24 protein-coding genes are annotated in these 25,843 nt (G+C 37.8%); 8 read left to right on the top strand and 16 right to left on the bottom strand.

The window, feature by feature from the left end; translation table 11 throughout:
• Positions 1 to 88: 88 nt before the first annotated feature.
• The 8 genes from FJR08_RS12280 to cysE form a co-directional block, all read right to left on the bottom strand.
• Positions 89 to 625, bottom strand: a complete 537-nt coding sequence (locus FJR08_RS12280; protein WP_168633347.1) for a hypothetical protein — start codon at positions 623 to 625, stop codon at positions 89 to 91.
• A gap of 254 nt (positions 626 to 879) precedes the next feature.
• Positions 880 to 1,425, bottom strand: a complete 546-nt coding sequence (locus FJR08_RS12275; protein WP_168633346.1) for a (2Fe-2S) ferredoxin domain-containing protein — start codon at positions 1,423 to 1,425, stop codon at positions 880 to 882.
• A 148-nt stretch (positions 1,426 to 1,573) separates the two neighbouring features.
• Complete coding sequence (gene nifT, locus FJR08_RS12270; protein ID WP_148766457.1) at positions 1,574 to 1,777, bottom strand: putative nitrogen fixation protein NifT; 204 nt, start codon at positions 1,775 to 1,777, stop codon at positions 1,574 to 1,576.
• A complete protein-coding gene (locus FJR08_RS12265; protein WP_015078853.1) occupies positions 1,752 to 2,039 on the bottom strand; it encodes a nitrogen fixation protein NifZ in 288 nt (95 codons plus the stop codon). Before FJR08_RS12265 ends, nifT begins: the two co-directional genes overlap by 26 nt.
• Positions 2,029 to 3,159, bottom strand: a complete 1,131-nt coding sequence (gene nifV / locus FJR08_RS12260; protein ID WP_015078854.1) for a homocitrate synthase — start codon at positions 3,157 to 3,159, stop codon at positions 2,029 to 2,031. The genes FJR08_RS12265 and nifV overlap by 11 nt, the downstream gene beginning before the upstream one ends.
• Positions 3,160 to 3,605: 446 nt before the next feature.
• Positions 3,606 to 3,812, bottom strand: a complete 207-nt coding sequence (locus FJR08_RS12255; protein ID WP_168633345.1) for a DUF2949 domain-containing protein — start codon at positions 3,810 to 3,812, stop codon at positions 3,606 to 3,608.
• Positions 3,813 to 4,080: 268 nt separating this feature from the next.
• Positions 4,081 to 4,335, bottom strand: coding sequence for an Asr1405/Asl0597 family protein (locus FJR08_RS12250; protein WP_148766455.1), 255 nt, complete (start codon positions 4,333 to 4,335; stop codon positions 4,081 to 4,083).
• A 28-nt stretch (positions 4,336 to 4,363) separates the two neighbouring features.
• Complete coding sequence (gene cysE, locus FJR08_RS12245; RefSeq protein WP_168633344.1) at positions 4,364 to 5,095, bottom strand: serine O-acetyltransferase; 732 nt, start codon at positions 5,093 to 5,095, stop codon at positions 4,364 to 4,366.
• Between the two features lie 689 nt (positions 5,096 to 5,784).
• Here cysE and FJR08_RS12240 point away from each other — a divergent pair.
• Positions 5,785 to 6,576, top strand: a complete 792-nt coding sequence (locus FJR08_RS12240; protein ID WP_148766451.1) for a CsgG/HfaB family protein — start codon at positions 5,785 to 5,787, stop codon at positions 6,574 to 6,576.
• 109 nt (positions 6,577 to 6,685) lie between these two features.
• Here FJR08_RS12240 and FJR08_RS12235 read toward each other — a convergent pair whose 3' ends face one another.
• Positions 6,686 to 7,177, bottom strand: a complete 492-nt coding sequence (locus FJR08_RS12235) for a DUF2141 domain-containing protein (RefSeq protein ID WP_168633343.1) — start codon at positions 7,175 to 7,177, stop codon at positions 6,686 to 6,688.
• Positions 7,178 to 7,382: 205 nt separating this feature from the next.
• Here FJR08_RS12235 and ilvA point away from each other — a divergent pair, with 205 nt between their 5' ends.
• A complete protein-coding gene (gene ilvA, locus FJR08_RS12230; RefSeq protein ID WP_168633342.1) occupies positions 7,383 to 8,894 on the top strand; it encodes a threonine ammonia-lyase, biosynthetic in 1,512 nt (503 codons plus the stop codon).
• A gap of 159 nt (positions 8,895 to 9,053) precedes the next feature.
• On the opposite strand, the gene FJR08_RS12225 is transcribed toward ilvA, so the two are convergent.
• Positions 9,054 to 9,515 (bottom strand): pyridoxamine 5'-phosphate oxidase family protein, encoded by a 462-nt coding sequence (locus FJR08_RS12225; RefSeq protein ID WP_168633341.1) that lies wholly within the window; start codon positions 9,513 to 9,515, stop codon positions 9,054 to 9,056.
• Positions 9,516 to 9,772: 257 nt separating this feature from the next.
• Here FJR08_RS12225 and FJR08_RS12220 point away from each other — a divergent pair, with 257 nt between their 5' ends.
• A complete protein-coding gene (locus FJR08_RS12220) occupies positions 9,773 to 12,496 on the top strand; it encodes a cation-transporting P-type ATPase (RefSeq protein ID WP_168633340.1) in 2,724 nt (907 codons plus the stop codon).
• 126 nt (positions 12,497 to 12,622) lie between these two features.
• Here FJR08_RS12220 and FJR08_RS12215 read toward each other — a convergent pair whose 3' ends face one another.
• A complete protein-coding gene (locus FJR08_RS12215) occupies positions 12,623 to 13,525 on the bottom strand; it encodes an alpha/beta fold hydrolase (protein ID WP_168633339.1) in 903 nt (300 codons plus the stop codon).
• A 106-nt stretch (positions 13,526 to 13,631) separates the two neighbouring features.
• Here FJR08_RS12215 and FJR08_RS12210 point away from each other — a divergent pair, with 106 nt between their 5' ends.
• On the top strand, positions 13,632 to 14,498 hold the full coding sequence (locus tag FJR08_RS12210) for a shikimate dehydrogenase (protein ID WP_148766439.1): 867 nt from the start codon (positions 13,632 to 13,634) through the stop codon (positions 14,496 to 14,498).
• 134 nt (positions 14,499 to 14,632) lie between these two features.
• On the opposite strand, the gene FJR08_RS12205 is transcribed toward FJR08_RS12210, so the two are convergent.
• Entirely contained in the window at positions 14,633 to 16,504 is a 1,872-nt protein-coding gene (locus tag FJR08_RS12205) for a hypothetical protein (RefSeq protein ID WP_168633338.1), read from the bottom strand.
• A 603-nt stretch (positions 16,505 to 17,107) separates the two neighbouring features.
• Between FJR08_RS12205 and FJR08_RS12200 the strand changes: the two genes are divergently transcribed.
• Both FJR08_RS12200 and FJR08_RS12195 read left to right on the top strand, forming a co-directional pair.
• Positions 17,108 to 18,346, top strand: a complete 1,239-nt coding sequence (locus FJR08_RS12200) for an ATP-grasp domain-containing protein (RefSeq protein ID WP_168633337.1) — start codon at positions 17,108 to 17,110, stop codon at positions 18,344 to 18,346.
• A gap of 137 nt (positions 18,347 to 18,483) precedes the next feature.
• Complete coding sequence (locus FJR08_RS12195; protein WP_015078866.1) at positions 18,484 to 19,386, top strand: succinyl-CoA synthetase subunit alpha; 903 nt, start codon at positions 18,484 to 18,486, stop codon at positions 19,384 to 19,386.
• A gap of 133 nt (positions 19,387 to 19,519) precedes the next feature.
• Here FJR08_RS12195 and FJR08_RS12190 read toward each other — a convergent pair whose 3' ends face one another.
• A complete protein-coding gene (locus FJR08_RS12190; protein WP_015078867.1) occupies positions 19,520 to 20,623 on the bottom strand; it encodes an aromatic ring-hydroxylating dioxygenase subunit alpha in 1,104 nt (367 codons plus the stop codon).
• Positions 20,624 to 20,772: 149 nt separating this feature from the next.
• Positions 20,773 to 23,034 carry a heavy metal translocating P-type ATPase gene (locus FJR08_RS12185; protein WP_168633336.1) on the bottom strand — a complete coding sequence of 754 codons (2,262 nt, stop codon included), beginning with the start codon at positions 23,032 to 23,034 and terminating at the stop codon, positions 20,773 to 20,775.
• Between the two features lie 153 nt (positions 23,035 to 23,187).
• Here FJR08_RS12185 and FJR08_RS12180 point away from each other — a divergent pair, with 153 nt between their 5' ends.
• A complete protein-coding gene (locus tag FJR08_RS12180; RefSeq protein WP_015078869.1) occupies positions 23,188 to 24,108 on the top strand; it encodes a histone deacetylase in 921 nt (306 codons plus the stop codon).
• A 10-nt stretch (positions 24,109 to 24,118) separates the two neighbouring features.
• Here the strand turns inward: FJR08_RS12180 and FJR08_RS12175 are convergent, their stop codons facing one another.
• A complete protein-coding gene (locus FJR08_RS12175; protein ID WP_168633335.1) occupies positions 24,119 to 24,661 on the bottom strand; it encodes a GNAT family N-acetyltransferase in 543 nt (180 codons plus the stop codon).
• Positions 24,662 to 24,934: 273 nt separating this feature from the next.
• Between FJR08_RS12175 and FJR08_RS12170 the strand changes: the two genes are divergently transcribed.
• Positions 24,935 to 25,072 (top strand): hypothetical protein, encoded by a 138-nt coding sequence (locus tag FJR08_RS12170; protein ID WP_015078871.1) that lies wholly within the window; start codon positions 24,935 to 24,937, stop codon positions 25,070 to 25,072.
• 47 nt (positions 25,073 to 25,119) lie between these two features.
• Here the strand turns inward: FJR08_RS12170 and plsY are convergent, their stop codons facing one another.
• A complete protein-coding gene (gene plsY, locus FJR08_RS12165) occupies positions 25,120 to 25,791 on the bottom strand; it encodes a glycerol-3-phosphate 1-O-acyltransferase PlsY (RefSeq protein WP_015078872.1) in 672 nt (223 codons plus the stop codon).
• Positions 25,792 to 25,843: the final 52 nt, after the last annotated feature.

Below are 25,843 nucleotides of genomic sequence, written 5' to 3'. Positions count from 1 at the left end.
GGGCGCAAAGGCGCAAAGGAAGGAAGAAATACAGAAATTAAAAGTGTGATTTAAATCCCCAACTTCAATAGTTGAGGATTTGGGTTAGTTATTTGGCGCTATTTTTTAATTCGTTCCAGGCTTTGACAACTTTATCTAGTTTGTTTGGTAGTTGAGATTGCGAGATGTCATTATATTGGGTTGTGGCTTTTTGACTGGTTAGGGTATAGGTGATATAATCTGCTGAACCTGGAGGTGCGGGGAAACTCAATTTGTTGAATTGTTCAAATTTGTCTTGGGTTAATGATTTTTCAAATTGTTTAACTTGTTCTTCAGTAACTTTTTTGACGCTACGCTCTGAGTCGTTAGCATCACCTATTTTTGTTCGTATCAGTTGACCATCCTTGAGCAAAACTGTTTCATAGGTTCTTCCAGCTATTCCTCCACTGGCAATTTCTCTAAATACTCCGTTTTTGTCTAATGGTGGTGGTAATTCATTGGCTGGAATTGGTACAGATTGGATGGTTTTAACGTCTTTGCTAACTTGATACTGTTGGTGGCTGGGATTAGCAACAACAGGCATAGATTTTAAAGTTATTACACTACCTAAAGATAGAATTGTGGTGAATATGAGGATATTTTTCATGATTTCCTTTGTCAGAATACAAGGATGATCAATTGTTATTGACGTTGGGTATTTTTAGATTGTTTCTTTTTGTCTGAATTAGAATTTAGAGGATTTTTCTCGTTCCCATACTCTGTATGGGAATTAATTCTAGAAGGCTCTGGCTTCAATAACAGATTTAGGCAGAGCCTCTGTCATAGCACTCCCAGTCAGAGACTGGGAACGAGATAATGCGGTGTACTTTTGGCAAAGATGTTGTCAGATATATTGACAATTTAACTTAAATGATTCTCTAACAAAGATGCGATCGCTTCTGGATGAGCTTTTTTGTATTGTTTTTTACCTAACATTAAAACACAATTGGGGGCGCTGCTACAGCGTTTTTGACAATCGGTATGTTCAATAGTTACTTTATCAGATAAACCGCGATCGCCCAAAGTTTTTTCTAAGTCTGATAATAACCCCTTTCCACCCCGTTTCAGACAACCAGATTTTTGACATACCATAATCTTGGCTTTAGGTTGAGGAAGAGGAAGCGGATTTTTGATCAGACAAAAACCAACTGCTTGAATTTGATAAGCTTCGAGTTTTAATTTCCTGTTACGGGGGTTTAATTTACTAATAGCATCTATATGAATTTGCTCACCAGGGACTAAAGATAAACCTATAGAACAACGTAAATTTTTAGGAATTTTAATTTTGATATTTCCCCCGGCAATTCCTAACTGTAAATGTTTATATTTTCCAGTTTTTTTCCCCGCAAAACCTAAAAACTGTCCTTCAATATTCAATTCCGATAAAGCCAAATATTTTTCACCCATTTGCGATAACCCAATTTTTTCAAGAGAAAATTTAATAACTTAGGAGTCAGGAGTCAGGAGGAAGAAGAAAGAAGAAAGAAGAAAGAAGAAAGAAGGAAGAGGAAAAAAAGAGATTTTACCTTTTACCTTCTTGGTATTGATGGGAATTTTAAGGAAGACGTTTAGCTTCTACTGTTACGGGTAAACGACTTTTATCGGGAAATTCACTAAATTCTAATTCCCAACCATTAGTTAAAGTGAGAATTTTACCTGCTGCACCATCTGTTTCTTTAACTACTTCTTCTTCTAAGTCTTTTTTAGGGACGTAGACAACTAAAGTACCAGCATCATTCATTCGGAGCATTACTTTCATGTGTTTCCTCAGCAGATTCTAGTTCTCTTTTTCGACAACCGATGATGTACCCTGTTTCCAAAAAATGTACAGCATAGATATAATAAGCTTGCAAAAATGTGCCAATGCTGGAGACATAACCAACATCACCAATTTTGGCTAAAACTTCCCCAATTTCTCGACCGGGAAAAGTTCCATCGTTTTTGATTAGTTTCTTAACTCGAACTTTTTGACCAATTTCAAAAATGGGTTGCGAGTCCAGTTCTATTTCATCACGTTGCATGGGAATACCTTTTTTCGCTGACTAAATTTAATAATTCTTCTGTAGTGAGACTGCGTTTTCTGAGGATTGATTGCTGACGGACTACATCTAAAACAGCTTGGGTTTCTTGAGAATCGAGAAAGATGCCATGCTGTTCTAATAGATTAGATAATGAATGCCGACCAGAATGTTTACCTATGACTAAACGCCGTTCCCAACCTACATCTTCAGGAGCATAAGGTTCATAAGTAACTGGGTTTTGTAATACACCATGAGCATGAATACCAGACTCATGAGCAAAGGTATTTTCACCCACAATTGCTTTCCAAGGTTGAACATTAGCGCCGGAAGCTTTAGCGACTAATTGAGATAGTTTTAACAAGTGTTGAGTCTGAATTCCCAAATCAACACCGTAAATACATTTTAGAGCCATAATTACTTCTTCCAAAGCTGCATTTCCGGCTCTTTCTCCTAGTCCATTAACGGTAGTATTTACAGATACAGCACCAGCTTTGATTCCGGCTAAAGCGTTAGCAGTTGCTAGTCCAAAATCATTATGAGTGTGAATCTCAACAGGAATTGATAGAGTTGATACTAAATGCTTAACTTTAAGGTGAGTTCGGAAGGGATCAAGTACCCCAACTGTATCACAAAACCGAAAGCGAGATGCTCCCCATTCTTGTGATAGCATGGCAACATCTTGGAGAAAGTTTTCGTCGGCTCTAGAAGAATCTTCGCCACCAACTGATACCCAAAGACCTTGATCTAATGCGAAGCTAATACAGTCTTTTAGTTTTTGTAAACTTACTCGCCATTGCCCATGAAATTTAGCGGCAATTTGCACTCCAGACACAGGAATAGCAATATGTACTCGTTCGAGTCCACAGGCTATAGAAGCTTTAATATCTGAGATAACAGCCCGATTCCAACCTAATAATTTAGCTTGTAGATCTAAGTTACGAATGGCAACAATGGCGCGAATTTCTTCTTCTCCCATTGCCGGAATTCCTACTTCTAATTCATGGACACCAATGGCATCGAGAAATTGTGCGATCGCTACTTTTTCTTCTAAGTTAAAAGCAACACCTGCTGCCTGTTCCCCATCACGTAATGTCGTATCATTAATCATGATTTGATACATTTTCAAGATCCCTCTAGCGGAGTTTTTTGTAATATCCTTGTTCGCTACAATTTTTCATGGTGGTAGATGGGCAATAAATTCTTAGTTGAGCGAATAAATCATGATTCATGATTTACGATCCTTAATTATTAATCAAATATTGCTGTTGCATCTGTATGACAAGAAACAAAAAATAAGTATAATTTATCCAATATTTTTCGTGGTATTATTTGTGAATTTTGTTAGTAGCCAATAACCCATACAAATATTAGTAAATCCTGTAAAAAATAACATACTCATGCCAGCAATTAAACTAGTAATCATAATTTTCACCTCGTAGTTTCACTATTACACTGCGGCGGAAATAAGATAACCATTAAAAACCATTAAAAAGCTTGTATGATCCGCTTTTTTAATTATTAATTTTTAATTTTTAATTCCGCCTTGCGGTACTGGTAATTTTTCATCTACCTTAATTCAGGATGTTCTGCAAGCCAATCAAAAATTCTATCTAGTTGTTGTAAATCCACTAAACCATATTGCCAAAGCAGCATCGGTAAAGGTCCATGATTGAACTCAGGATGTCGCGTTGCTACAGCAATATCAGCCTGGGAAAGTGCTAGTTCTTTTTGGAGAAATTGCAGTAACTTCCTATCACTACTCTTAATCAGCATAATTGGACATTGACAATTGAAATCAACATAAGGTACAAGTTATTCCCATCAGCAATTACTAATTTTTTAGTTTTAGCAAACTGGGTGAACCTTAGCTTATGTGAATTATCTTGAATATGCAAGATAGTTTGTGAGTGAATAATGACTTGAGATAAATCAGACTTGCATCAAGAATTAATCTTTGATATGCTTTTGATTAGACATTCTCAAAATCATCAATGGTAATTGGTAATACCAATCAAACAAACATCATTGTTTTCAGTAATCTTTACTCCATACCATTACACAAACAATTTTCTAACCACTTCACCAATTGATGACGAGAAGCAAAAAATTGCATTAATGTACTGCGAACAAGAATCGCTTCTTGGAGGTTATTAACTTGCACGCGCAAAGACCCATCCGGGGGACAGGAACAGGAAATCATCAACTCTTGCAAACGGTGATAAATACACCATCTATCACCTAAAGGAATCTGCAAAACTTGTTCACCGACAGTTAAAAACTTACAATTTTGTGACATTAGTAATTCAAGATTTATGAAATTGACGTTATTGATCATCTTGGTGATGATTGGTGAGAGTTTGGACTTGTTGTTCTAATTGCTCAATCCGCAAGAGTAAAGAACGAATCATACCTGCTTCTATATCGGGTAATTTGCCATGTTCTAAGGGAGAAATGCGATTATGAGACTTAGGAGCAATAATCCGTCCAGGAATGCCGACTACAGTGGCATCTGGAGGCACATCACCCAGGACAATTGACCCTGCACCGATGCGGACGCGATCGCTAATTTGAATATTTCCTAATACTTTCGCACCCGCACCAACTATCACATTATTACCCAAAGTTGGATGACGTTTACCGCTTTCTTTGCCAGTTCCTCCCAATGTTACACCCTGATAAATGAGTGTATAGTCTCCGACAATGGCAGTTTCACCAATCACAACACCCATGCCATGATCAATAAATACACCTTTGCCAATTTTTGCCCCTGGGTGAATTTCAATACCTGTAAAAAACCGTCCCCAATGAGAAATCAACCGGGGAATAAAACTCACCTTGTGGATATGTAACCAATGTGCAAGACGATGTAAACAAAGAGCATGAAATCCCGGATAACAAAATATAACCTCTAACCAATTACGTGCTGCTGGATCACGCTCAAAAATAATCCGAAAATCACTGATTAATGGTTCTAAAAAAAGTCGAGAACTTCCATCTTTTCGGAGCTTTTTATTTACAGTCTGGGTTTTACTGATCCTGTTTAATGACTGGTGCATTGGTACTGTTAGGTAAAAAAATCCTGTACTGTTTTCATGCTTATATCAGATAACTCCCCAGCAGCAGAAATTATCAATGCAGATTAGATTTATTAAATTTATTAAGCTTGTACTCAATAGGTTTAAACCTCTATGTAACACAAATTTACATTTTTTATTGGGGTAGGGGTACTAGCTTTTGATTACAGGGGTACTTGTATTTCCGGCTTAGGGATGCAGCTTTTTTGTACTCAAAATAAATCTCTTAACCTGTCAGCCTTTACAGCTATTTAGGCAAGATATTTTTCCATATCTTCAATTGTACTCATTTGCTGATAACCGTTGTCTTGATGACAGTAAATATAGATTTTATGTATTGCTGACTACTACTATTATTCTATAGTTCTGGTAGTTGAAAATTGGATTTCTTTATTTTGTTTTAGGATTTGTTTGCTGGATATGGGGATACAAAAATTAAAACAGGGAAAGTTTGAATATAACCTTGAACCCATAGTCCGAAACCCATATTTTGTTAGCACTTTGACAAAATGGCGAAGGTATTGTTATTTACCGTAAATTATGATACAGTCTCTAGCTATTGATCATTGTTATAGCAATTCTGGCTTCATTGCTATATGGCTCGAATTCTATAGTTTGTTCATTCTGCTCATACCATCCCATCTGCTTCCTATTTGGAATGACTATAAATCATGAAAACATCTTCTCTTTATCAGAGCTTAAGTCGTAACACTGCAATTGCATTAGCAACCGTAACTTTGAGTTTGTCTATTGGTAGCCTGAATGCTTTTGCTCAAGAAAAACCTAGAATTTCAGTACCAGACTTCAAGAATGAAACTAACTCCAACTGGTGGTGGTGGAACAGCAATACATCTCAACAGTTAGCAGATGCCTTGAGCAATGAATTAACATCAACAGGAAAATTCACCGTTGTTGAGCGACAAAAGTTAGGAGCAGTCCTTTCCGAACAAGAACTTGCTCAAGCTGGATTAGTTCGCAAAGAAACCGGGGCAAAAAAGGGAGAACTGACCGGGGCAAAATATATTATTCTGGGCAAAGTAACTGCTTATGAAGAAGGAGTTAAGAAGGAATCCGGTGGACTAGGGATAAGCGGGATTAGAATAGGTCGTTTTGGTCTAGGTGGTGGCACCAGGAAAGAAAAGGAAAAAGCTTATGTTGCTATTGATTTGCGTGTTGTGGATTCCAGTAATGGAGAAGTAGTTTATTCCCGTACTGTTGAAGGACTTGCTACTAGTGAATCTAAGAGCAATGCTGGTGGTATCAGTTTTTCTGGTATTAATATTGGTGGTGATAATCAAAAAACAACCAAAGCCCCTGTCGGTAAAGCACTTCGCGCAGGATTGGTCGAAATCACCAACTATCTAAGCTGTGTAATGGTTGATAAAGGTAGCTGTGTAGCTGAGTTTGAAAAGAAAGAACAGCGTCGTCGTGAGAATACTCAAAAAGTTTTAGAATTGGAATAAATGGTGTAACTGTTCATTTTTTCCTAGGGAAAAAGGATTAAGAAGGAATATAAATTTGATGCAGCGTAACCCACTGTTAATTAATAATTGTAGGTTACGCTGTCTCTAGCTAAGAACCAAAGAAATATTTCATCTTAATCTTAATATCAGTATTAGTTTTAGATACAGTAACAGCCGAATCATTAAACTTAGGAGGTCCGGTTAAAACCTCTGGATTTTGAGAAAATCCAAAACCTTCTGTGGGCATACCAAAAGAATTAGTATCAAGATTACTATTGCCATTGGCATCATGGATTAATGCAACAGCATAATTACCTGGTTTTAAATCCTTAAAAATCAGTTTTTGAGGCATTTCTGTAATTTTAGTACACTCGGATTGCCAAGCCTTTTTACTATCACCAGGAAATCCTTTACTTTGATCAAAAAGAGTAGCACAAATTTGTCCAGATTTGTTTTTCAATCCTTCTACTTCAATCGTCAGACTACTAGTCAAATCTGCTTTAGCACTAGCTAAAAAGAGAAAATTTCCCAAAATAGGGAGTAGTAATATTAATCCCCGGCTTGACGCTTGACCTAACGCGATATTTAACTGTTGCTTCATTAATTTACCCTCTATTAAATAGAACTATTATCTTACCCAAGAATGTTGTCAATTGGGATTTTTATCAGCGACTAACAGCCGCAAAAATCTCTATTATAGCGAGTTTACCTGCTAATAGAGGGGCAAAATCATTTTCCAAAACCATCCTCTCCAACTAACCAACAAGCGGTAGAATTAACAACCAACCCCCATTGCACCCCTTGATATGTATTGCGACTACCTGGTACAAATCCTCACCGCCCGCGTCTATGATGTAGCCCAAGAAACACCACTAGAATATGCCCCGAACCTCTCCGCGAGGCTGAATAATCAACTCCTCCTGAAACGGGAAGATATGCAATCAGTCTTCTCCTTCAAACTGCGGGGCGCATATAACAAAATGGTCAATCTCACCCCAGACTTACTTGAACAGGGTGTCATAGCGGCTTCTGCGGGAAATCATGCCCAAGGTGTAGCCTTAGCTGCCAGTCGCTTGGGAACAAAAGCCATCATCGTTATGCCCGTGATTACGCCCCAGGTAAAAATAAATGCAGTCAAAGCGCGGGGAGGAGAAGTTGTCTTATATGGCAATAACTATGATGATGCTTACGCCTACGCCCGACAACTGGAAGCAGAAAAAGGGTTAACCTTTATACATCCCTTTGATGATCCGGAAGTGATTGCTGGCCAGGGAACAATCGGTATGGAAATCCTGCGCCAATATCAGCAACCCATTCATGCCATATTTGTGGCTATTGGTGGTGGTGGCTTGATTTCTGGTATTGCAGCTTATGTTAAACGGTTGCGTCCCGATATTAAAATTATTGGTGTTGAACCTGTAGACGCTAACGCCATGTATCAATCATTGCAAGCTGGCGAAAGAGTGCGGTTGTCTCAGGTGGGTTTATTTGCTGACGGTGTAGCGGTGCGGGAAGTAGGAGAAGAAACCTTCCGCCTATGTCAACAATATGTAGACGAAATTATTTTAGTGGATACAGATGCCACCTGTGCGGCAATTAAAGACGTGTTTGAGGATACTCGTTCTATTTTAGAACCTGCGGGGGCATTAGCGATCGCTGGCGCAAAACTCTACGCAGAACGTGAACAAATTCAAAATCAAACCCTCGTTGCCGTTGCTTGTGGTGCTAACATGAATTTTGATCGTTTACGTTTTGTGGCAGAACGGGCAGAATTTGGAGAACGTCGAGAAGCAATCTTTGCAGTGAGAATTCCCGAAGCAAGAGGTAGTTTAAGAAAGTTTTGTGAATGTATTGGTAAGCGCAATCTCACAGAATTTAACTATCGCATTGCTGACCAAAAAGAAGCGCATATTTTCGTAGGTGTGCAAATAGAAAATCGTGCCGACGCTGCTAAAATGGTCGAAAATTTTGAATCTCACGGTTTAAAAACCATAGATTTAACAGATGATGAATTAACAAAACTGCATTTGCGTCACATGGTAGGAGGACATTCTCCCCTTGCAAAAAACGAACTACTTTATCGCTTTGAATTTCCCGAACGTCCAGGGGCTTTAATGCAATTTGTAACTTCTATGTCTCCTGATTGGAATATTAGCTTATTTCATTATCGCAATAATGGTGCAGACTATGGAAGAATTGTGGTAGGAATGCAAGTTCCCCCCCATGAAACAACAGAATGGCAATCATTCTTAGATAATCTTGGTTATCATTATTGCAATGAAAGCGATAATCCGGCATATAAGTTATTTTTAGGATGATTCCAGCTATTTTAAGTAAATAAACCACATCTTATTTTTGTTTCGCGCAAAGGCGCAAAGGAGCAAAGGCGCAAAGGAAGAAATTAATTTAAGCTGTGGTTTAAATATGTGAAAATTGCTGTAATTTTGGTTTTATTGGGATTATGGCAATTTACATAATTAACGTTGGGATAGTTCCAAAAAACTAATCGTTTGCGGACTAGAACTAGATGAACTCTCCCAATAATCTACTTGATTAACTTTGACTTTCAGTAATGCAAGATTTGGTTCATTTATTCCTTTTGGAAACCAAGTTTGTAATTTGTGTTGCCATTTTCCTTGCAGTTGATTACGGTCTCTTGTTAATTGGGCTGTTCCTAATATGGAAACATATCGTTGTTGATTAGGTGCGGAAAAACTAATATTCACCTGTTGATGATGTTCGATTTCTACTACTTTATGGGAATTGACTAATGTAAAAAACCAGAGTGTAGCATCATTGTCAATTTCATTACAAATTGACATAGGACGACTATGTAAAGTGGCATCATCATCAACTGTGGTTAACATCCCACATTCAAAACCTGCAAGCAGGTTACGCAATTCTTGAACTTGTGGTTTTGTGTCTACAGATTGTGTCATTATATCTATGATTTTAGTTTTATGGACATGAGTTACATTTTTAGTGTTAAAGGTTTTCGATTTATATACGTGAGTCTAAAGAGGTAATTATCAGAATTGGTTCTGACTAATTTATAACTAAATAAATATATCTTAAAGAAGATGTTAATAAAATATAGATGCTATATCCAAATTATTGAAATGAAAATTTATGTCAAATATCAATAATGTATATTATAAAATTATCCAATCAGGATAAAACTCTGGAGTAAGAAATTATGACAATATCGGCTATGGATAAATTAGCAGAATATAAATGGCATAATTTACCTATACAGGAAGTCAGTCAATATTTAGACAGTAATATTGAAACAGGTTTAACTGCTACTGAAGTAACAAAACGCAAAGAAACTTTTGGAACTAATGAACTGAAAGCAAAACGCGGAAAAAGTTCTTTACTAAGGTTTTTGTTGCAATTTCATCAACCGCTACTTTATATTTTATTAATTGCTGGTGCAATTAAAGCATTTTTGGGACAATGGGTAAATGCTGGAGTAATTTGGGGTGTAACTTTAATTAATGCTATTATTGGTTTTGTGCAAGAATCAAAAGCAGAAAGTGCGATCGCTGCCTTAGCATCTTCAGTTAAAACTAACACCACTATTATCCGTAACAGAAATAAACTCCAAGTTCCTTCTACTGAATTAATCCCCGGTGATATCGTACTATTAACATCAGGTGATAAAGTACCAGCCGATTTACGACTTGTACAAACACGGAATTTACAAATCAACGAATCAGGATTAACAGGAGAATCTGTTGCTGTAGAAAAAAATACTCAACCAGTACAAGCATATGCAGTTCTAGCAGAACGCACTAATATGGCTTATGCTGGCAGTTTTGTCACTTTTGGCACTGGTAAAGGTATTGTCGTTGCTATTGGTACAGCTACAGAAACCGGGCGTATTTCTCAATTAATGGAACAGGGAAACATCCTCAAAACCCCTTTAACCCGGAAGTTTGACAAATTTAGTCGCACCCTACTTTATATTATTTTAGGAATTGCATCTTTAACATTTGCCGTCGGCTTGGGATACGGTAACACTTGGGTAGAAATGTTTGAACCTGCGGTAGCTTTTGCTGTGAGTGCCATTCCTGAAGGATTACCTGCTGTAGTTACTGTCACCTTAGCTATTGGTGTTTCCCGCATGGCACGCCGTCACGCCATTGTACGCAAGTTACCCGCAGTGGAAACCCTGGGAGGTGCTACAGTAATTTGTTCTGATAAAACTGGGACTTTGACTGAAAACCAGATGACAGTACAAGGCATTTATGCAGATAATCAATATTATACAGTTACGGGTACAGGCTATGCACCAAGCGGGGAAATTTTGCTAGACGAAAATCCTGTAGATATTCATGATATTCCTCCTCTAGCAGAATGTTTACAAGCTGGTTTGTTATGTAATGATTCCCACTTAGAAGATAAAGATGGACAATGGATAGTAGTTGGTGATCCCACCGAGGGTGCATTAATAACTGCTGCGAATAAAGTCGGGTTAACCCATAATAATTTACAAGCAACTATATCTAGGCTTGATGTCATCCCCTTTGAGTCAGAGTATCAGTACATGACAACTCTGCATGAAATTGAACAACAAGAACGAATTATTTATGTTAAGGGTTCAGTAGAGGCGATTCTCAAGCGTTGTCAACAGATGTTAAATTCCTCTGGGGAACTTTCTCCTGTGGATGCAGAAACTGTAAATCAGCAAGTTGATACAATGGCGCATCAGGGTTTACGGGTGTTAGCTTTTGCGAAAAAACCAGTTTCTGAGAATCAAGATTCATTGGATCATCCAGATATCGAGAATGATTTGATTTTCTTAGGTTTACAGGGGATGATAGATCCACCCCGTGCTGAGGCTATAAAGGCGGTGCAAGCCTGTCAACAAGCTGGTATTCGGGTGAAAATGATTACAGGTGATCATGCTGTGACGGCGGCAGCGATCGCCTCTCGCATGGGTTTTAATCATCATCGGGAAGTGAGGGCTTTTACAGGTGCAGAACTGGCGAAAATGGACAAACCAGAACTGGCTACAGCGATAGAAGATGGGGTAGTATTTGCCCGTGTAGCACCAGAACAGAAATTGCGAATTGTGGAAGCACTGCAATCTAAAGGTGAAATAGTCGCCATGACGGGGGATGGTGTCAATGATGCACCAGCGTTAAGAAAAGCGGATATTGGTATTGCAATGGGTGGGGCGGGTACGGAAGTAGCCAAAGAAGCCGCTGATATGATTTTGACAGACGATAACTTTGCCTCTATAGAAGCTGCGGTTGAGGAAGGAAGAACAGTTTACAGTAATTTGTTGAAAGCGATCGCCTTTATTCTCCCCGTTAATGGAGGTGAATCTATGACGATTTTAATTAGCGTTTTGTTAGCCAGAGATTTACCAATTCTCTCTTTACAAGTGCTGTGGTTAAATATGGTGAATTCCATTGCTATGACAGTTCCTTTGGCTTTTGAACCCAAGTCTGATCAAGTAATGCAACAACCCCCACGTAACCCCAATGAAAAATTACTTTCTCCTAATTTAGTTAAACGTATTGTCCTCATTTCTATCTTTAACTGGATTTTAATTTTCGGTGTATTTGAATGGATAAAACAAACAACTGGAGATGTTGCTGTTGCCAGGACAATGGCGATTCAAGCTTTAGTAGTAGGCAGAATTTTTTACCTGTTAAGTATTACCCAATTAGGTGTTGCTATTGTTGATAAAATTCGCGGAATTAATCGAGAAATTGGCGATCAAAAGGCAATATATGTGGGAATTGCCAGCACTATTATTTTGCAGATCATTTTCAGCCAATGGGGTTTAATGAATAAATTATTTTATACAGCCCCATTGGCATGGAATCAATGGCTAATTTGCCTGGTTGTTGGCTTGCCGATGATTTTAGTAGCAATCTTTGCAAATCGCTTAGATTCTCAGTTTTAAGCCAATACAGTTTAGTTATGGCTAATGTCTCTTTAGTGTAATACCAATTTTATCTAGCAATCCTATTTGATTTATGAACATTGCAAGAGTCAGATCCCCGACTTCTCTAAGAAGTCGGGGATCTGATTAGCTTAAACTAATTACCCAATCACGTAAATGTGAATTTACTTGTTGAGGAATTTCGTCATGGGGACAATGACCGGCTGTGAGAAAATATTCGGTTAATTGGGGATAATATTCATGGAATTTTTGGGAACGTTCTCGCGCTTTCATCCAAGGATCTGCTTCTCCCCATAATAACAGTAATGGACAAGTTAATTGTTTAAGTAAAATGTCAACTTTTGCCCCTTGAGGACTGCTAAAAACAGAAACAAATACATCTAACGCCCCTTGATCAAAAGCTGGACGCTGAATTTCTGCTACTAATTGATCTGTGATTGCACTTTTATCCAGATAAACTTTTTCTAATGTGCGGCGAATTACCCACTTTTGGCGCGTATATTGAAATAATAAAGACTGGGCTAAACGTTGTTTAAAAAACCATTTAACAGTTTTACCTAAAACTTTTTGTAGAGGATTGATAGCAGGTTGAATTTGATTTTCTGGTGGGGAAAATGGACCAGCACTATTAAGTAAGACCACACCAGCAGCACTGTCAGGACGTTGGGAAGCAACGCATAAACAAGCGTAACCACCTAAAGAATTACCTGCTAAAACGGTCTTTTGACCGATGACTTCACTGATAAAATCATGGAGTTGGTCGCGCCACAAGTCACCGCTATACTGTAAATTAGGTTTTGCGGAACGCCCAAATCCTAACAGGTCAATGGCAAATACTTGGAAATCTGCACTCAATTCTGTGATATTCTTGCGCCAATGGTCTGTGGAAGCACCAAAACCATGTACTAATAGTAAGGGTGGACGCTGAAGATGTGGTTCTCCTGCTTGGACGTAGTATACGTTATGTCCGCGCCATTGCCAATATTGACCAGGAATCGGATTTGTGGAGGAAGCGATACTTGTTTGCATATTACAAAGAAATATTAAGTTACTGTGAATAATTGTAAATCAAATTATTAACCAACGGACAACGGACAACGGACAACTGACCACTAACAACTGACAACTAATAAAAATGATTACTGGAAAAACGCAACTTTTGGGAGTGATTGGACATCCTGTGTCACATTCCCTTTCACCATTGATGCACAATGCGGCTTTGGCTAAACTGGGATTAGATTATGTGTATTTGCCTTTTCCCGTTGCACCAGAAAATTTAGAGAGAGCGATCGCAGGTTTTGCTAGTATTGGTGTTGTAGGATTTAGTATCACAATTCCCCATAAACAAGCAATATTGCCGTTATTATCCGAAATTTCCCCGATTGCTCAAGCTATCGGTGCAGTGAATACCGTCACTCGTCAAGGTGATAAATGGGTGGGGACAAACACAGATGTGGCAGGATTTATTGCCCCTTTACAAACAACATATCATCAAGATTGGAGTCAGAAAAAAGCGGTAATTTTAGGGAATGGTGGGGCTGCGAGGGCTGTGGTAGCGGGTTGTATTCAACTCGGTTTGGCAGAAATTCACGTGGTAGGGCGGAATTTACAAAAATTACAAGCATTTACTCAAAGTTGGCAAAATTCACCCTTTGCAGATAAATTTCAGGTGCATGAATGGCAAGAATTACCGAACCTACTCCACCAAGCTAACCTACTGGTAAATACAACCCCGATGGGAATGTATCCCCATGTTGATGAATCGCCATTGAGTAGTCAAGAAATGGGTTATTTGCCTGGTGATGCCATTGTCTATGATTTAATTTATATCCCTAAACCCACCAAATTTTTGCACCTAGCCGAAAAACAAGGAGCAATTATGATTGATGGTTTAGAAATGCTTGTCCAACAAGGTGCAGCAGCCTTAAAAATCTGGTTACAACAGGAAACAGTCCCCGTCAACGAAATGCGTCAAGCATTGCAAAATCATCTGGGGATATGAGGAGTCAGTTGTCAGTAGGGGCGAAGCATTTGGAAGATAAATTATCGGTCATTGCCAAAAATAGTTCTCCAAATGCTTCGCCCGTACAGTTGTCAGTTGTCAGGAAGAAAATTTCTCCCCTGCTCCCCAGTCCCCTACTGTGGTTGCCGCATATCCCTTTCCTGTCCTTGGGCATTATAGATAAATACGGGAAGTTGAGCATTTTGACTAATGGCTGTGAGAGCATATTTCAAGCTTTGGAAATGACTTTGTATTTGTGGATTATTGGCTTCAAATAATCGGTCATATTCAGGAGTTAAGCGGACACTAATTTTCTGATTCTTGATAGTAAAAGTACAAATCTTAATGGTACTGGTACAAGTGCGATTGAGTTCAGCGCGAGTTTGAGTTAAATCACCATAGAGTTGGAATTGTTCTTGTGCCTGTTTTAGAGATGCTGTATAGGTTTCAATCAGGGGTTCAGCTTGATTGAAATAGGAAGTATCTTGACCCACTTGTTTAGCAGCTTCTAAAGCCTGTTCCCAGGATTTGACTGCTCCTTGCCATTGATTTTGATTACTATAGGCTTGAGCTTGATTAGCGGCTTTTATAGCTTGTTGATAGGATGTGGCTGCTAATTGTTCTTTTTTGGCGCGATCGCGTTTTGGTTGGTATTCTGCTAATAGCTTGCGGGCATTCTCAGTTTCCAAACTATCTATAGGGATAATCTTTAAGGTATTAATTGCTGTCTGGAAATCAGATTCTACCTTTTGCCATTCGGGTGCAGATTTAGCAGTGGCTTGGCGTTTAGTAGCGTTTTCTCCTAAAGTTTTGGCATTGGCAATTCTTTGTACCCATGTTTCCTCTTTAAGCAACTGATCATTAACAGTTTTTAAAGTATTTTGATAATTTGATAAATTAGCTGTTACCAATCCATAGAGTTCATTACTTGGCTTAATTATCTTTAATGAGGTAATTGCCTCTCTCCACAACTTTTGTCTATTGCGTAACTCATCTACACTCTGAGGAGGAGTTTGAGTTTTTTTCTGGGCTGAAGATCCTATTTGTAAGGCTTTTAGCACCTGGTTGATTTTTGTTGACTGTTCAGAAAAACTATTAACCAATACCTGAGAGTCTTGATAACGGGGAGACCACTCAGGAATTTCTTGCAAATCTGCAACTACTTTATCTAGTTGTTGTTGCATTGTTAATAAGTCTTTTTGTGATTTTGTCCGTTTGATCTGCTGCTGATACTCACTTTTAAATTGCTGTGCTGTTTGTAATTCCTTACATTCAGAAATTACACAACCACGATGGAGAACGAAAGCACCACTACTGGCAAGGAGGGCGATAACTACAGCCGTACCAATCATTATTTGTACGGGGGGAAGTGATAGTGATAATTGTCTGTTTCTGGGTTTGTCTGCGATATTCGCAAAAGGATCAAACTTTTCTTCAATGTCTTCAATTTTCTCAACTTCGTTTTCATCCAGAGATAAATGTGAATCTAGTAGTAAATAATCTGAGAAAGATTCTTCGGAACTGGGAAGAAATGAATCAATAATGGGTTCGTCTTCGGTTTCTGTAATTGGAGATGATGGTGTTTGAAGATCAGCAGAAATAAAGAGACTGTCTCTCTCATTTTCTATGTTCACTGTTTCTCTTTCTCTGTCTACTGTAGGACTTGGAAATTCATCCTCAGTTTCTTGTTCTGAATCTATACTGGGAATTTGAAAATCTAGGAAATATTGAGCATAGGGAAGCTTTTCACCGGCAATTCTCAAGAAAAATTGTACCCGTTGAGTTTGGTAGTTGAATTGCCATTGCAGTGCTTGTTCTAACACCTCAAAAACTTGCTGTGTGTCAACTAACACATCAGCAGGATGTTGAGTTAAAATCATCAATTCATCATTTCTGATGGCGCATTTGACCTGGAAATCCTGACTATCAAGCAGTTGAGCCACTAATTTTTCCTGCAAGATATCGCTTAAAACTTGTAGATATTGTTGTTGAAATGTTGCTTCCATAAAGCGTTACTGCCACTCTTTCTATATAGTTTTGATTATCAAGGGGACTGGGAATTTAGGACTAGAGACTAGTACCGCAGGGCGGAATTAAAAATTAACAATTAAAAATTAAAAAGCAGATGGTATAAGCTTTTTAGGGATTTTTAATGGTTATCTTACTTACGCCGCAGTGTACTAGTAGTCTGTCAAAGACATTTTGACGGGTTTTTGGTAGTGCGGGCATACTTCGACCCTTCGATCCTTCGACCCTTCGACAGGCTCAGGGCATCGCTTGCTCAGGGCATCGCTTGCTCAGTATAAGTCTTGCCCGCGTGAGCGAGACGCTCACACTACAGTCCATCATTTTTATCTTGACAAACTACTAGTTTTACATCCAATAGAATCAGTTTCTAGCAGAAGGTTAAATTTGTCACGAAGAATACAGTCAAGGGTGATAATTTAGACTTCTATTTTTTTATACAGCTAGATTATAAATTAGACAATCCAATGACAAAATAAATTTTCAGTTAAGCAAAACCAAATTCTATAATTTTCGGTATTGGGCAAAATATCAGATAGCATCTAAGAAAGCGCGTTAGACTTGTCAATACAAGGTGTGTCTCAATGGATTTATTGGAGTATCAAGTTAAAGAATGGTTTGGTAAAATCGGGATTCCGGTCTTACCATCTCAAAGAATAGACCATCCCACAGATTTAAAACGGTTAAAAATTCGTTATCCGATTGTTCTAAAATCTCAGGTACAAGCAGGGGAAAGGGAAAAAGCTGGTGGAGTTAGGATTGTAGAAACTACGATTGATGCGATCGCGGCTGCACAGAATATATTTAATTTACCAATTTGGGGACAATTGCCGGAGGTTTTACTGGCAGAATCGAAGTATGATGCCCAGGAGGAATTTTATCTAGCTGTAGTTTTAGATACTGCGCTGTGTCGTCCCGTTTTATTGGGTTGTACAGAAGCCAATATTGACTGGGAGACAGGAGGGGAAAAAATTCAGCACGTGGTGGTAGAACAGGAATTTTCGCCATTTTATGCCAGACGACTGGCTTTGAAAATGGGTTTGCAGGGTGAGTTGATGCAAACTGTGAGCGATATTGTCGAGAAGTTGTACCAGTTATTTGTGCAAAAGGATTTGGATTTGGTGGAGATTCATCCTCTGGGTGTGAACTCTGCTGGTCAAGTGATGGCGCTCAATGGCAAGGTTAGGGTGAATAAACAAGCTATTAATCGTCATCCTGAAATAGCTGAAATGGCTACGAAACTGGTTGGTCTTCTTCATGGTAATAAAAAAGGGAGCGGCTTGTTGAGTAGCTGGGATGGGATAGAAATGCCAGGTAAGATTTGTATATTAGGTAATGGGAAAGGTTCTGTGTTAACAACTTTGGATGAGGTTGTTAATGCTCATGGTAAACCTGGTAAATGTGTCAATTTGCGCCATTCTTTTATGAGTGATACTAAACTGAAAACTTTTGGCGATCGCCTGATTAGCAGTTTAACAAGTTTGGCCAGTGATGTGAATGGTCAAGTTATTTTAGTCAACTTTTTGGGGACTATTCCTCAAGTTGACCAACTCCCCGAAATTATTACCAAATTCCTCCATTTGGACAGAATTGAAATTACATCTCAAATGTCATCTTCCAATGGAAATAAAAATCAGCAACCATTAAATTTACCCTATTTAGTCCTCCGTTTGGCAGGTTCTGAATTTAATCATGTTAGAGAAAATTTAGTTCCACTACAAACCTCTAATCAATCGCTGATAGTTGTAGAAAATTTAGATGAAGCAGTTAAGGAAGCAGTTCGTTTAGCTAAGTTATCTGTGCAGAAAAAAGGGAATAGGTAAAAAGCAAGATTTTTACCAATTACAACGAACAACTGTACGGGCGAAGCATTTGGAGAACTATTTTTGGCAATGACCGATAATTTATCTTCCTAATGCTTCGCCCCTACTGACAACTGACAACTGACAACTGACAAACTATGAATTTAACAACAGAAAGTAAAGTTTTAATTCAGGGATTTTGTGAATTTATCTCAGCAACTCATATTGCTCAAATGCAGGCTTATGGCACAAATTTAGTAGCTGGTGTTAATCCTGGGTATGGTGGAAAACAAATATATAATCTACCAGTGTTTGATTTGGTAGAGGAGGTTGTGGCCAAATTTGGACAGATTGACACCACAATCATTTGTGTTCAACCTTATCAGGTTTTGGATGCAGCATTAGAAGCGATCGCCTCTAACATCCCCCAAATCATCATTACCACCGCTGGTGTCCCAGCTTTGGATATGGTACAACTCCTTCGCAAAACAGAAGCTGGTGAGACTTTAATTATTGGCCCCAATAGTCCAGGAATTATCGTTCCTGGGAAAATTCTCCTGGGGACTCACGAACGCGAATTTTATATCCCTGGTTCTGTGGGAATTGTTAGCCGTAGCAGTACACTTACCTATGAAGTCGCTTGGGAATTAACAAAGGCGGGTTTGGGGCAATCAATTGGTGTTAGTATTGGTAGTGATGCGATTGTTGGTTCTTCATTCCTGCAATGGTTGCAAATTCTTGATGAAGATGAGACCACAGAAGCAATTGTTTTAATCGGACAACCTGGTGGAGAAAGCGAAGAAGCAGCAGCACAATATATTACAGAAGCAATTGATAAACCTGTAATTGCCTATATTGCTGGTAGACACGCACCAACGACACAAAGTTGGCAAGAAACAGGGACTTTAGCCAGTGTAATTGGACGTTCTGCGAATTTTGGTACAGCAGAAAGTAAATTGGCTGCTTTTAAATCTGCAAAAATTCCTGTCGCTGATAGTCCCTCTCAAATTCCTAAATTGCTGAAAAATATTCTCATTCCCCAAAGTGTAACCACTAAATAACAGCTAAACACAAAATTAGTATGTATTTATACGATTTTAAAAATTTTTAGTCGTTATACTCATTTCTAGGTTCTACCTGGGAATTGATGAAGTGGCCAGTCCACTTCATTTTTATTGTCAAAATCTAGATTTTTCAGTCATTAACTAATTCATCTCGCCATTTTTCACGTTTTTCTCTCTCTTCACGCACTTCTTCTTCCCGTTCCCGTGACCGCACTAATAGCCAACTTTCCCATGTCAGGGGTTTTTGTCGTTCTAAATGGTTAATAAATTGCATAATTGATAAATCTGCTTTGAGGGGAGTTTTTAAATCAAACTGCATGGTTTCTAAAATTTTATCATTAGTTTTGAGTAAGCGATCGCTAATTTTTTCCCCTATCTTTAATATCAATTTATTAATTAACTTTCCTAAAATACCTTGACGTTTTTTGCACATAAATAGGGTTTGACCTGCTGTTTTTCCCCCTGGTAATAACCGAGTTGTAAATATTATATGTAGCTGGGTAGAGTCATTAGTAAAGGAAACTATACTTGTTGTCCCATACCAATAGCAAACACTGTAATTAAAAGAATTATTAAAAAACCGCCGGTAGAGATTTAGCCAAAATGACTTTCCATTAATATTTGTAATCGTGCTAAAAATAATCGCATTTTGATTGAGTTCTTGTTTCTCCAAAACCATTTTTAATGGTAATTTATTAACTAAATTAATTTGTTGAGTATCAATACCCTGAAGAAGTAACACATTGGGATGACAATCAATACTAAATTGCGAACCGAGAGAAAAATCAAAATCTTGGTTTTCCCAATCTAAAACAAAAGGTAAAGGTTGCTGGGGAGTTTCCCCTGTCCAAACCCAAATCATTCCATATTGTTCTGCTGCTGGCCAAGTTTTAGCTTTAAGAGATACAGGTTCATCTACATTAGGAATACCAACACAAATACCTTCTGCATCAAATTTCCACCGATGTAAAACACAGCGTAATTCATTACCTTCAATTTTACCTTCAGCTAAACTCGTACCCATGTGAGGACAGTAAGCATCTAAAATAACTGCACGTCTATCTTTACCACGATATACGACTAAATCCTTCCCAAAAATTGTCACAGCTTTAATTTCACCTATCTGCAAAGATTGAGAAGGTAATACCCAATACCAACCTTCAACAAAACTCATTGATTGGTTGAAAATTTTAGGTTTACGAACCGAGTTAAGATTATCTATATTTGTGTTCATTTTTAGGGTTTTCACTTGCAGTGAAGCGGTTGATCTATTCCTATCATGAACAACTTGAAAAAACAGTTATTTTCAGTACCGTCAGCAGAAATGAATTAAAAATTAAAAATTAAAAGTTAAAAATTGAATTACCAATTACCAATTACCAATTACCTAACTCCTGGTTGAAAATTACGCAATCTTAAAGCATTACTAACTACAGAAACGGAAGAAAATGCCATTGCTGCACCGGCAATAATTGGGTTCAGTAACAAACCCAAGAAAGGATAGAGAATACCCGCAGCAATGGGAATACCAATGATATTGTAAATAAAGGCAAAAAATAGATTTTGACGGATATTATTAATGGTAGCGCGACTGAGTTGAATAGCTGTCACAATGGCTTGTAGATCTCCAGAAATTAAAGTAATATCACTAGCAGCAATTGCCACATCTGTTCCTGTTCCCATGGCAATTCCTACATCTGCTTGTGCTAATGCTGGTGCATCATTAATTCCATCTCCCACCATAGCCACAATTTTAATTTTATTTCCTACTTTTTTTTGTTGCAATGATTTAATCATTGCGGCTTTTTGGTCTGGACGCACTTGGGCAAAAACTTGAGTAATCCCCACTTGATTTGCAATAGTTTGGGCAGTTTTTTGATTATCTCCCGTTAACATTACCACTTCTAAACCTAACTTTTGCAAAGCCTTGACTGCTGTTAATGATGAAGGTTTAAGGGCATCAGTAATAGCCATAATAGCTTCTGATTTACCATTTACTGCTAACCAAATGACTGTTTTTCCTTCATTTTCCCAAATTGTTTGATGTGGTTCTAAAACATCCGTATCAATTCCTAACTCTGTAAACCAGCGTTGTGTGCCAACTTGTACCAATTGATCATATACAATTCCTTGAACACCACTACCAACAATGGCTGCAAAATTCTTAACATCAGCCAAACTCACAGCTTGATTAATCGTATATTTCACCACTGCTTCCGCTAAAGGATGTTCAGACTTATGTTCTACACTAGCAGCTAATTTTAATAATTGAAGTTCATTCCCATTCGCTGTACCCTTGATAGTTATAAAGTCTGTAACTGTGGGTTTACCTTGAGTTAAAGTTCCAGTTTTATCAACAACAATAATATTTATTTTATGTGCTAATTCTAAACTTTCAGCACTTTTAATTAAAATGCCATTTTCTGCACCTTTACCAGTTCCTACCATCACAGAAGTAGGAGTAGCTAAACCCAATGCACAGGGACAAGCAATAATTAAAACCCCTACCATTGTCATCATTGCTAAGGTGAAATTAGCTGTTATACTAAACCAGATCATAAAAGTAAGAATAGCTATCACAATTACAGCCGGCACAAACCACCCAGTTACCTGATCTGCTAACCTTTGAATTGGTGCTTTTGAACCTTGGGCTTCTTGGACTAACTTGACAATTTGCGCTAAGAAAGTATCTTTACCAACTCGCGTGGCTTTAAACTTAAAACTACCAGTTTTATTAATTGTTGATCCAATCACCTCATCTCCTGGTTGTTTTTTCACAGGTACACTTTCACCTGTTACCATTGCTTCATCTACCGTAGAATTACCATCAATTACTTCACCATCTACAGGAATTTTTTCACCAGGACGGACTAAAATTAAATCATTAACTATTACTTGATTAATAGGAATATCCATTTCCAAATCATCTCTTATTACCCTGGCTATTTTCGCCTGCATTCCCATTAATTTATGAATAGCTTCTGAAGTTTGTCCTTTAGCCCGATGTTCAAAAAATCGCCCTAACAAAATTAAAGTAACAACCATTGCTGCAACTTCATAATAAACATGAATTTCTAAGCCTTGGGAAATAAACATCCCTGGAAAAAGCGTCACAAATAAAGAATAGAAATAAGCCGTACCTGTCCCCAAAGCAATCAAAGTATCCATCGTTGCAGTGCGGTGTTTCAAAGACTTCCAAGCATGGCGGAAAAAAGACCCACCACACCAAAACTCAACAGGTGTTGTTAATACCAATTGGAACCAAGGATTATGAAAAAATTTAGGAACAAAAGGCAAATGTAATCCCGTCATCATTGGTAAAGAACCAAAAAACAGAATAATACTAATTACAATCCCGGTTGTTAACTTGAGAATGAGTTCCCGTTCTGCTGCTAATTTACTCGCTGCTTCTGCTGTATCCTCACCTTCTGTTTCTAACTGAAAAGATGAATAACCAGCATCTACAATTGCAGCTTGAATTTTCGCTAAATTTGTTTGTTTAGGTTCATAATTAATAGTTATCTGTTCTGCACCAAAATTAACATGACAATCAATAACTCCAGCAACGGCTAAAATTGCCTGTTCAATATTATTAGCGCAAGAAGCACAACTCATCCCTTTAAGTTTAAGACTAAGATTATTCATATCACCTCTTATAATTATCCCCCAGATCACCGACTTCTTGAAGAAGTCGGGTATCTATACGATCTATACTTCACCTATTGGTGTAATATATCATTTTAATCAGTTTCTTGACTTTCACCTATCTTACATTGCGGATTCTGGATATAGAAATGTATGTTACAAGTTATTTATTCTGACGAATTTTTAGATCACAAAACGGGAATCTACCACCCAGAAAAACCTGAACGGTTGACAGCAATAGTCAATGCTTTAAAAGCTGCAAATTTTGCCGAGAAAATTACCTGGAAACTACCTACACCCGTAATATCAAAACCATCTTTAATGTCTTGGATAGAAAGTGTTCACCCTATAAACTATATTAAAAAGGTTAAAGATATCTCCTCCTCCGGTGGTGGTTATTTAGACGGAGATACTCCCATTTCTCCCCGCAGTTATGATGTAGCATTATTGGCAGTTAGTGCTTGGTTAGATGGAGTAGATACAGTTCTTGATACAGCAAACAAAGCTTTTGTATTAGCACGTCCACCTGGGCATCATGCGGTAAGTGATACAGGAATGGGATTTTGTTTATTTTCTAATGCTGCAATTGCAGCTTTATATGCTTTGCAACAGCCTAGAATTCAGCGCGTTGCTATCCTAGATTGGGACGTACATCACGGAAATGGGACGGAAGCAATAGTAGAAACTCACTCAGAAATTGCTTATGTTTCTCTTCACCAGTATCCAGCTTATCCCGGTACAGGGAAAACTTCTCAACAAGGTTCACATAATAATGTCTTAAATTTACCTGTTCCCCCTGGTAGCGATATTACCGTCTATCAACCATTGTGGGAAAGAAAAATCTTACCCTTTTTAACTAATTTTTCGCCAGATTTACTGATTATTAGTGCTGGTTATGATGCTAATACTAATGATCCTTTAGCGAGTGTAAATTTGCAACCAGAAGATTTTGGTTTATTTACAGAATACTGTTTAGGTATAACCAAAAAAATTATGTTTGGTTTAGAAGGTGGTTATGATTTACCAAGTCTGGCTGAATCTGTAATTGCTACTATTAAACCTTGCATATGTTAGTATTTTTTAGTTAGCAAAATTCAGAATTTTGTTTTTTGCTAATTTTATATTCTACTAGATTTAAGACTTTACCACTCTCGTTAATCAGATCATATTCTCTACCAATTTTACCTCCCATTTTTTCCGCAACCCTACGGCTGGCGGTATTTGCTTTATCCAAATCATATCTAAGATATTCATAATCTAAGTTTTCTTCAGCCCATAATTTCAGGGCTGCAATTGTTTCTGTGGCGTAACCTTGTTTATATGCTGATTTTTTCAGCCAAATTCCATATCGGGGGTATTTACTATTAATTTTATGTATCCCACTACATCCTAAAAACTCTTGAGAATCTTTCTTTAAAATCACAATTACTAACTCTTCTCCTTTTTCCATTTTTAGTAAAGATTGATGAATGAAAATTTCAGTATCCTGAATTTTTTCCGATGGTTTTGAAGATAAATAAGTCGTAACTTCCTGAGTAAATTCTCTAAAAATATCTGCCTTATATTCCATTGATATAGGCTGTAATAACAGACGGTGTGTAGATATCTTGAATTGGAGGAGTTCCATAGTTAGCACCAAAAGCTAAGTAATTATTAGAACAATCAAAATTACAACAATACTGCTATCAAAGTAGATCCAATTTTTACTTTCAGTGTTTTTTAGTATTGTACTTAACCGAATATAGTTAAAAGTTATCAAATTTTTAGTAATAAAATTTTGTCATCATGTCATGAAAGAGCTAAAGTTTTGTTAAGATCCGATTACAAGGAATTCAGTCACCTGGCTGTGAAGAAAAATTAGATAGTACCAGTAGCTGTATAAAGTTCAGAAGGTGAACAAATGACCACCTATATTTTTTTTGACCAAGCTCTTCAGATGCTTGTCAGTGCCTTTCTTGCGTCAGCTATCATGCTAATCGCCGTTTCAAGTATAGGTTTAGCCGTGATTGAAACCATTGAAAAAACAGGAGACAGTTAAAACTACGCTTCAAAGTAGGGACAGGGCTGAAAAAGTCAATAAGTAGTTTATTCTGTTGACGTTTCTGCCTTTTGTCCAATTTTTGGTTCTGTACCCGCAATTAATCGCTCAATATTGGTGCGGTGACGGATAATTACATATAAGCCGCCAGCAAAACCAAGAAGAATATAGGCTAAAGGTTGATGAAAAATTACCATTAAAATAGAAACCGCTACAGCCCCAGCAATAGAACTTAAAGACACAATTCTCGAAATGGCAATTACTACTGCAAAAACCCCTAATGTTGATAATCCTACTTGCCAACTAATAGCTAACAAAATTCCCACACCACTAGCCACAGATTTACCACCAGTAAAGCCGAGAAAGATTGATTTACTATGTCCTAAAAGGGCAGCTAAACCAGCTAAAGTGACTAAATAAGGTTGCCAAATTTCGATATTGACAATTGGTGGAATTAAGTTTTGAGTAGTAGCAATACTAAATAAAGCGTAACCTAAATTTATTGCTAATCCTCCTTTCAAAGCATCAATTAATAATACAAATGCCCCGGGAAGTTTTCCCAAAGTTCTCAGAACATTAGTTGCACCAGTTGAACCAGAACCAACTTCCCGAATATCAATTCCTTTTAATAGCTTACCTGCCAGATATCCAGTCGGAAAAGAACCAAAAAGGTAAGCTAAGAAAATCACCACTCCACACAAACTTAACCAAAGAAACATAAATTTGTCAGTTGTTAGTTGTCAGTTGTTAGTAGGGGCGAAGCATTTGGAA

Source organism: Dolichospermum sp. UHCC 0260, from assembly GCF_009711985.1.
Lineage (GTDB): Bacteria > Cyanobacteriota > Cyanobacteriia > Cyanobacteriales > Nostocaceae > Dolichospermum > Dolichospermum lemmermannii.
The sequence above is the reverse complement of the archived record's forward strand: the minus strand, read 5'-3'. Positions and strand labels throughout refer to the sequence as shown.

Coding starts and splice junctions, on each gene's coding strand:
- FJR08_RS12200 (WP_168633337.1), top strand. CDS start 17,108: ATGGATTTATTGGAGTATCAAGTTAAAGAATGGTTTGGTAAAATCGGG.
- FJR08_RS12170 (WP_015078871.1), top strand. CDS start 24,935: ATGACCACCTATATTTTTTTTGACCAAGCTCTTCAGATGCTTGTCAGT.
- FJR08_RS12255 (WP_168633345.1), bottom strand. CDS start 3,812: ATGCTGATTAAGAGTAGTGATAGGAAGTTACTGCAATTTCTCCAAAAA.
- FJR08_RS12240 (WP_148766451.1), top strand. CDS start 5,785: ATGAAAACATCTTCTCTTTATCAGAGCTTAAGTCGTAACACTGCAATT.
- FJR08_RS12210 (WP_148766439.1), top strand. CDS start 13,632: ATGATTACTGGAAAAACGCAACTTTTGGGAGTGATTGGACATCCTGTG.
- FJR08_RS12190 (WP_015078867.1), bottom strand. CDS start 20,623: ATGAACACAAATATAGATAATCTTAACTCGGTTCGTAAACCTAAAATT.
- FJR08_RS12215 (WP_168633339.1), bottom strand. CDS start 13,525: ATGCAAACAAGTATCGCTTCCTCCACAAATCCGATTCCTGGTCAATAT.
- FJR08_RS12205 (WP_168633338.1), bottom strand. CDS start 16,504: ATGGAAGCAACATTTCAACAACAATATCTACAAGTTTTAAGCGATATC.
- FJR08_RS12280 (WP_168633347.1), bottom strand. CDS start 625: ATGAAAAATATCCTCATATTCACCACAATTCTATCTTTAGGTAGTGTA.
- FJR08_RS12180 (WP_015078869.1), top strand. CDS start 23,188: ATGTTACAAGTTATTTATTCTGACGAATTTTTAGATCACAAAACGGGA.
- FJR08_RS12220 (WP_168633340.1), top strand. CDS start 9,773: ATGACAATATCGGCTATGGATAAATTAGCAGAATATAAATGGCATAAT.
- nifV (WP_015078854.1), bottom strand. CDS start 3,159: ATGTATCAAATCATGATTAATGATACGACATTACGTGATGGGGAACAG.
- FJR08_RS12175 (WP_168633335.1), bottom strand. CDS start 24,661: ATGGAACTCCTCCAATTCAAGATATCTACACACCGTCTGTTATTACAG.
- ilvA (WP_168633342.1), top strand. CDS start 7,383: ATGTATTGCGACTACCTGGTACAAATCCTCACCGCCCGCGTCTATGAT.
- FJR08_RS12225 (WP_168633341.1), bottom strand. CDS start 9,515: ATGACACAATCTGTAGACACAAAACCACAAGTTCAAGAATTGCGTAAC.
- FJR08_RS12195 (WP_015078866.1), top strand. CDS start 18,484: ATGAATTTAACAACAGAAAGTAAAGTTTTAATTCAGGGATTTTGTGAA.
- plsY (WP_015078872.1), bottom strand. CDS start 25,791: ATGTTTCTTTGGTTAAGTTTGTGTGGAGTGGTGATTTTCTTAGCTTAC.
- cysE (WP_168633344.1), bottom strand. CDS start 5,095: ATGCACCAGTCATTAAACAGGATCAGTAAAACCCAGACTGTAAATAAA.
- FJR08_RS12235 (WP_168633343.1), bottom strand. CDS start 7,177: ATGAAGCAACAGTTAAATATCGCGTTAGGTCAAGCGTCAAGCCGGGGA.
- FJR08_RS12265 (WP_015078853.1), bottom strand. CDS start 2,039: ATGCAACGTGATGAAATAGAACTGGACTCGCAACCCATTTTTGAAATT.
- FJR08_RS12275 (WP_168633346.1), bottom strand. CDS start 1,425: ATGGGTGAAAAATATTTGGCTTTATCGGAATTGAATATTGAAGGACAG.
- FJR08_RS12185 (WP_168633336.1), bottom strand. CDS start 23,034: ATGAATAATCTTAGTCTTAAACTTAAAGGGATGAGTTGTGCTTCTTGC.
- nifT (WP_148766457.1), bottom strand. CDS start 1,777: ATGAAAGTAATGCTCCGAATGAATGATGCTGGTACTTTAGTTGTCTAC.
- FJR08_RS12250 (WP_148766455.1), bottom strand. CDS start 4,335: ATGTCACAAAATTGTAAGTTTTTAACTGTCGGTGAACAAGTTTTGCAG.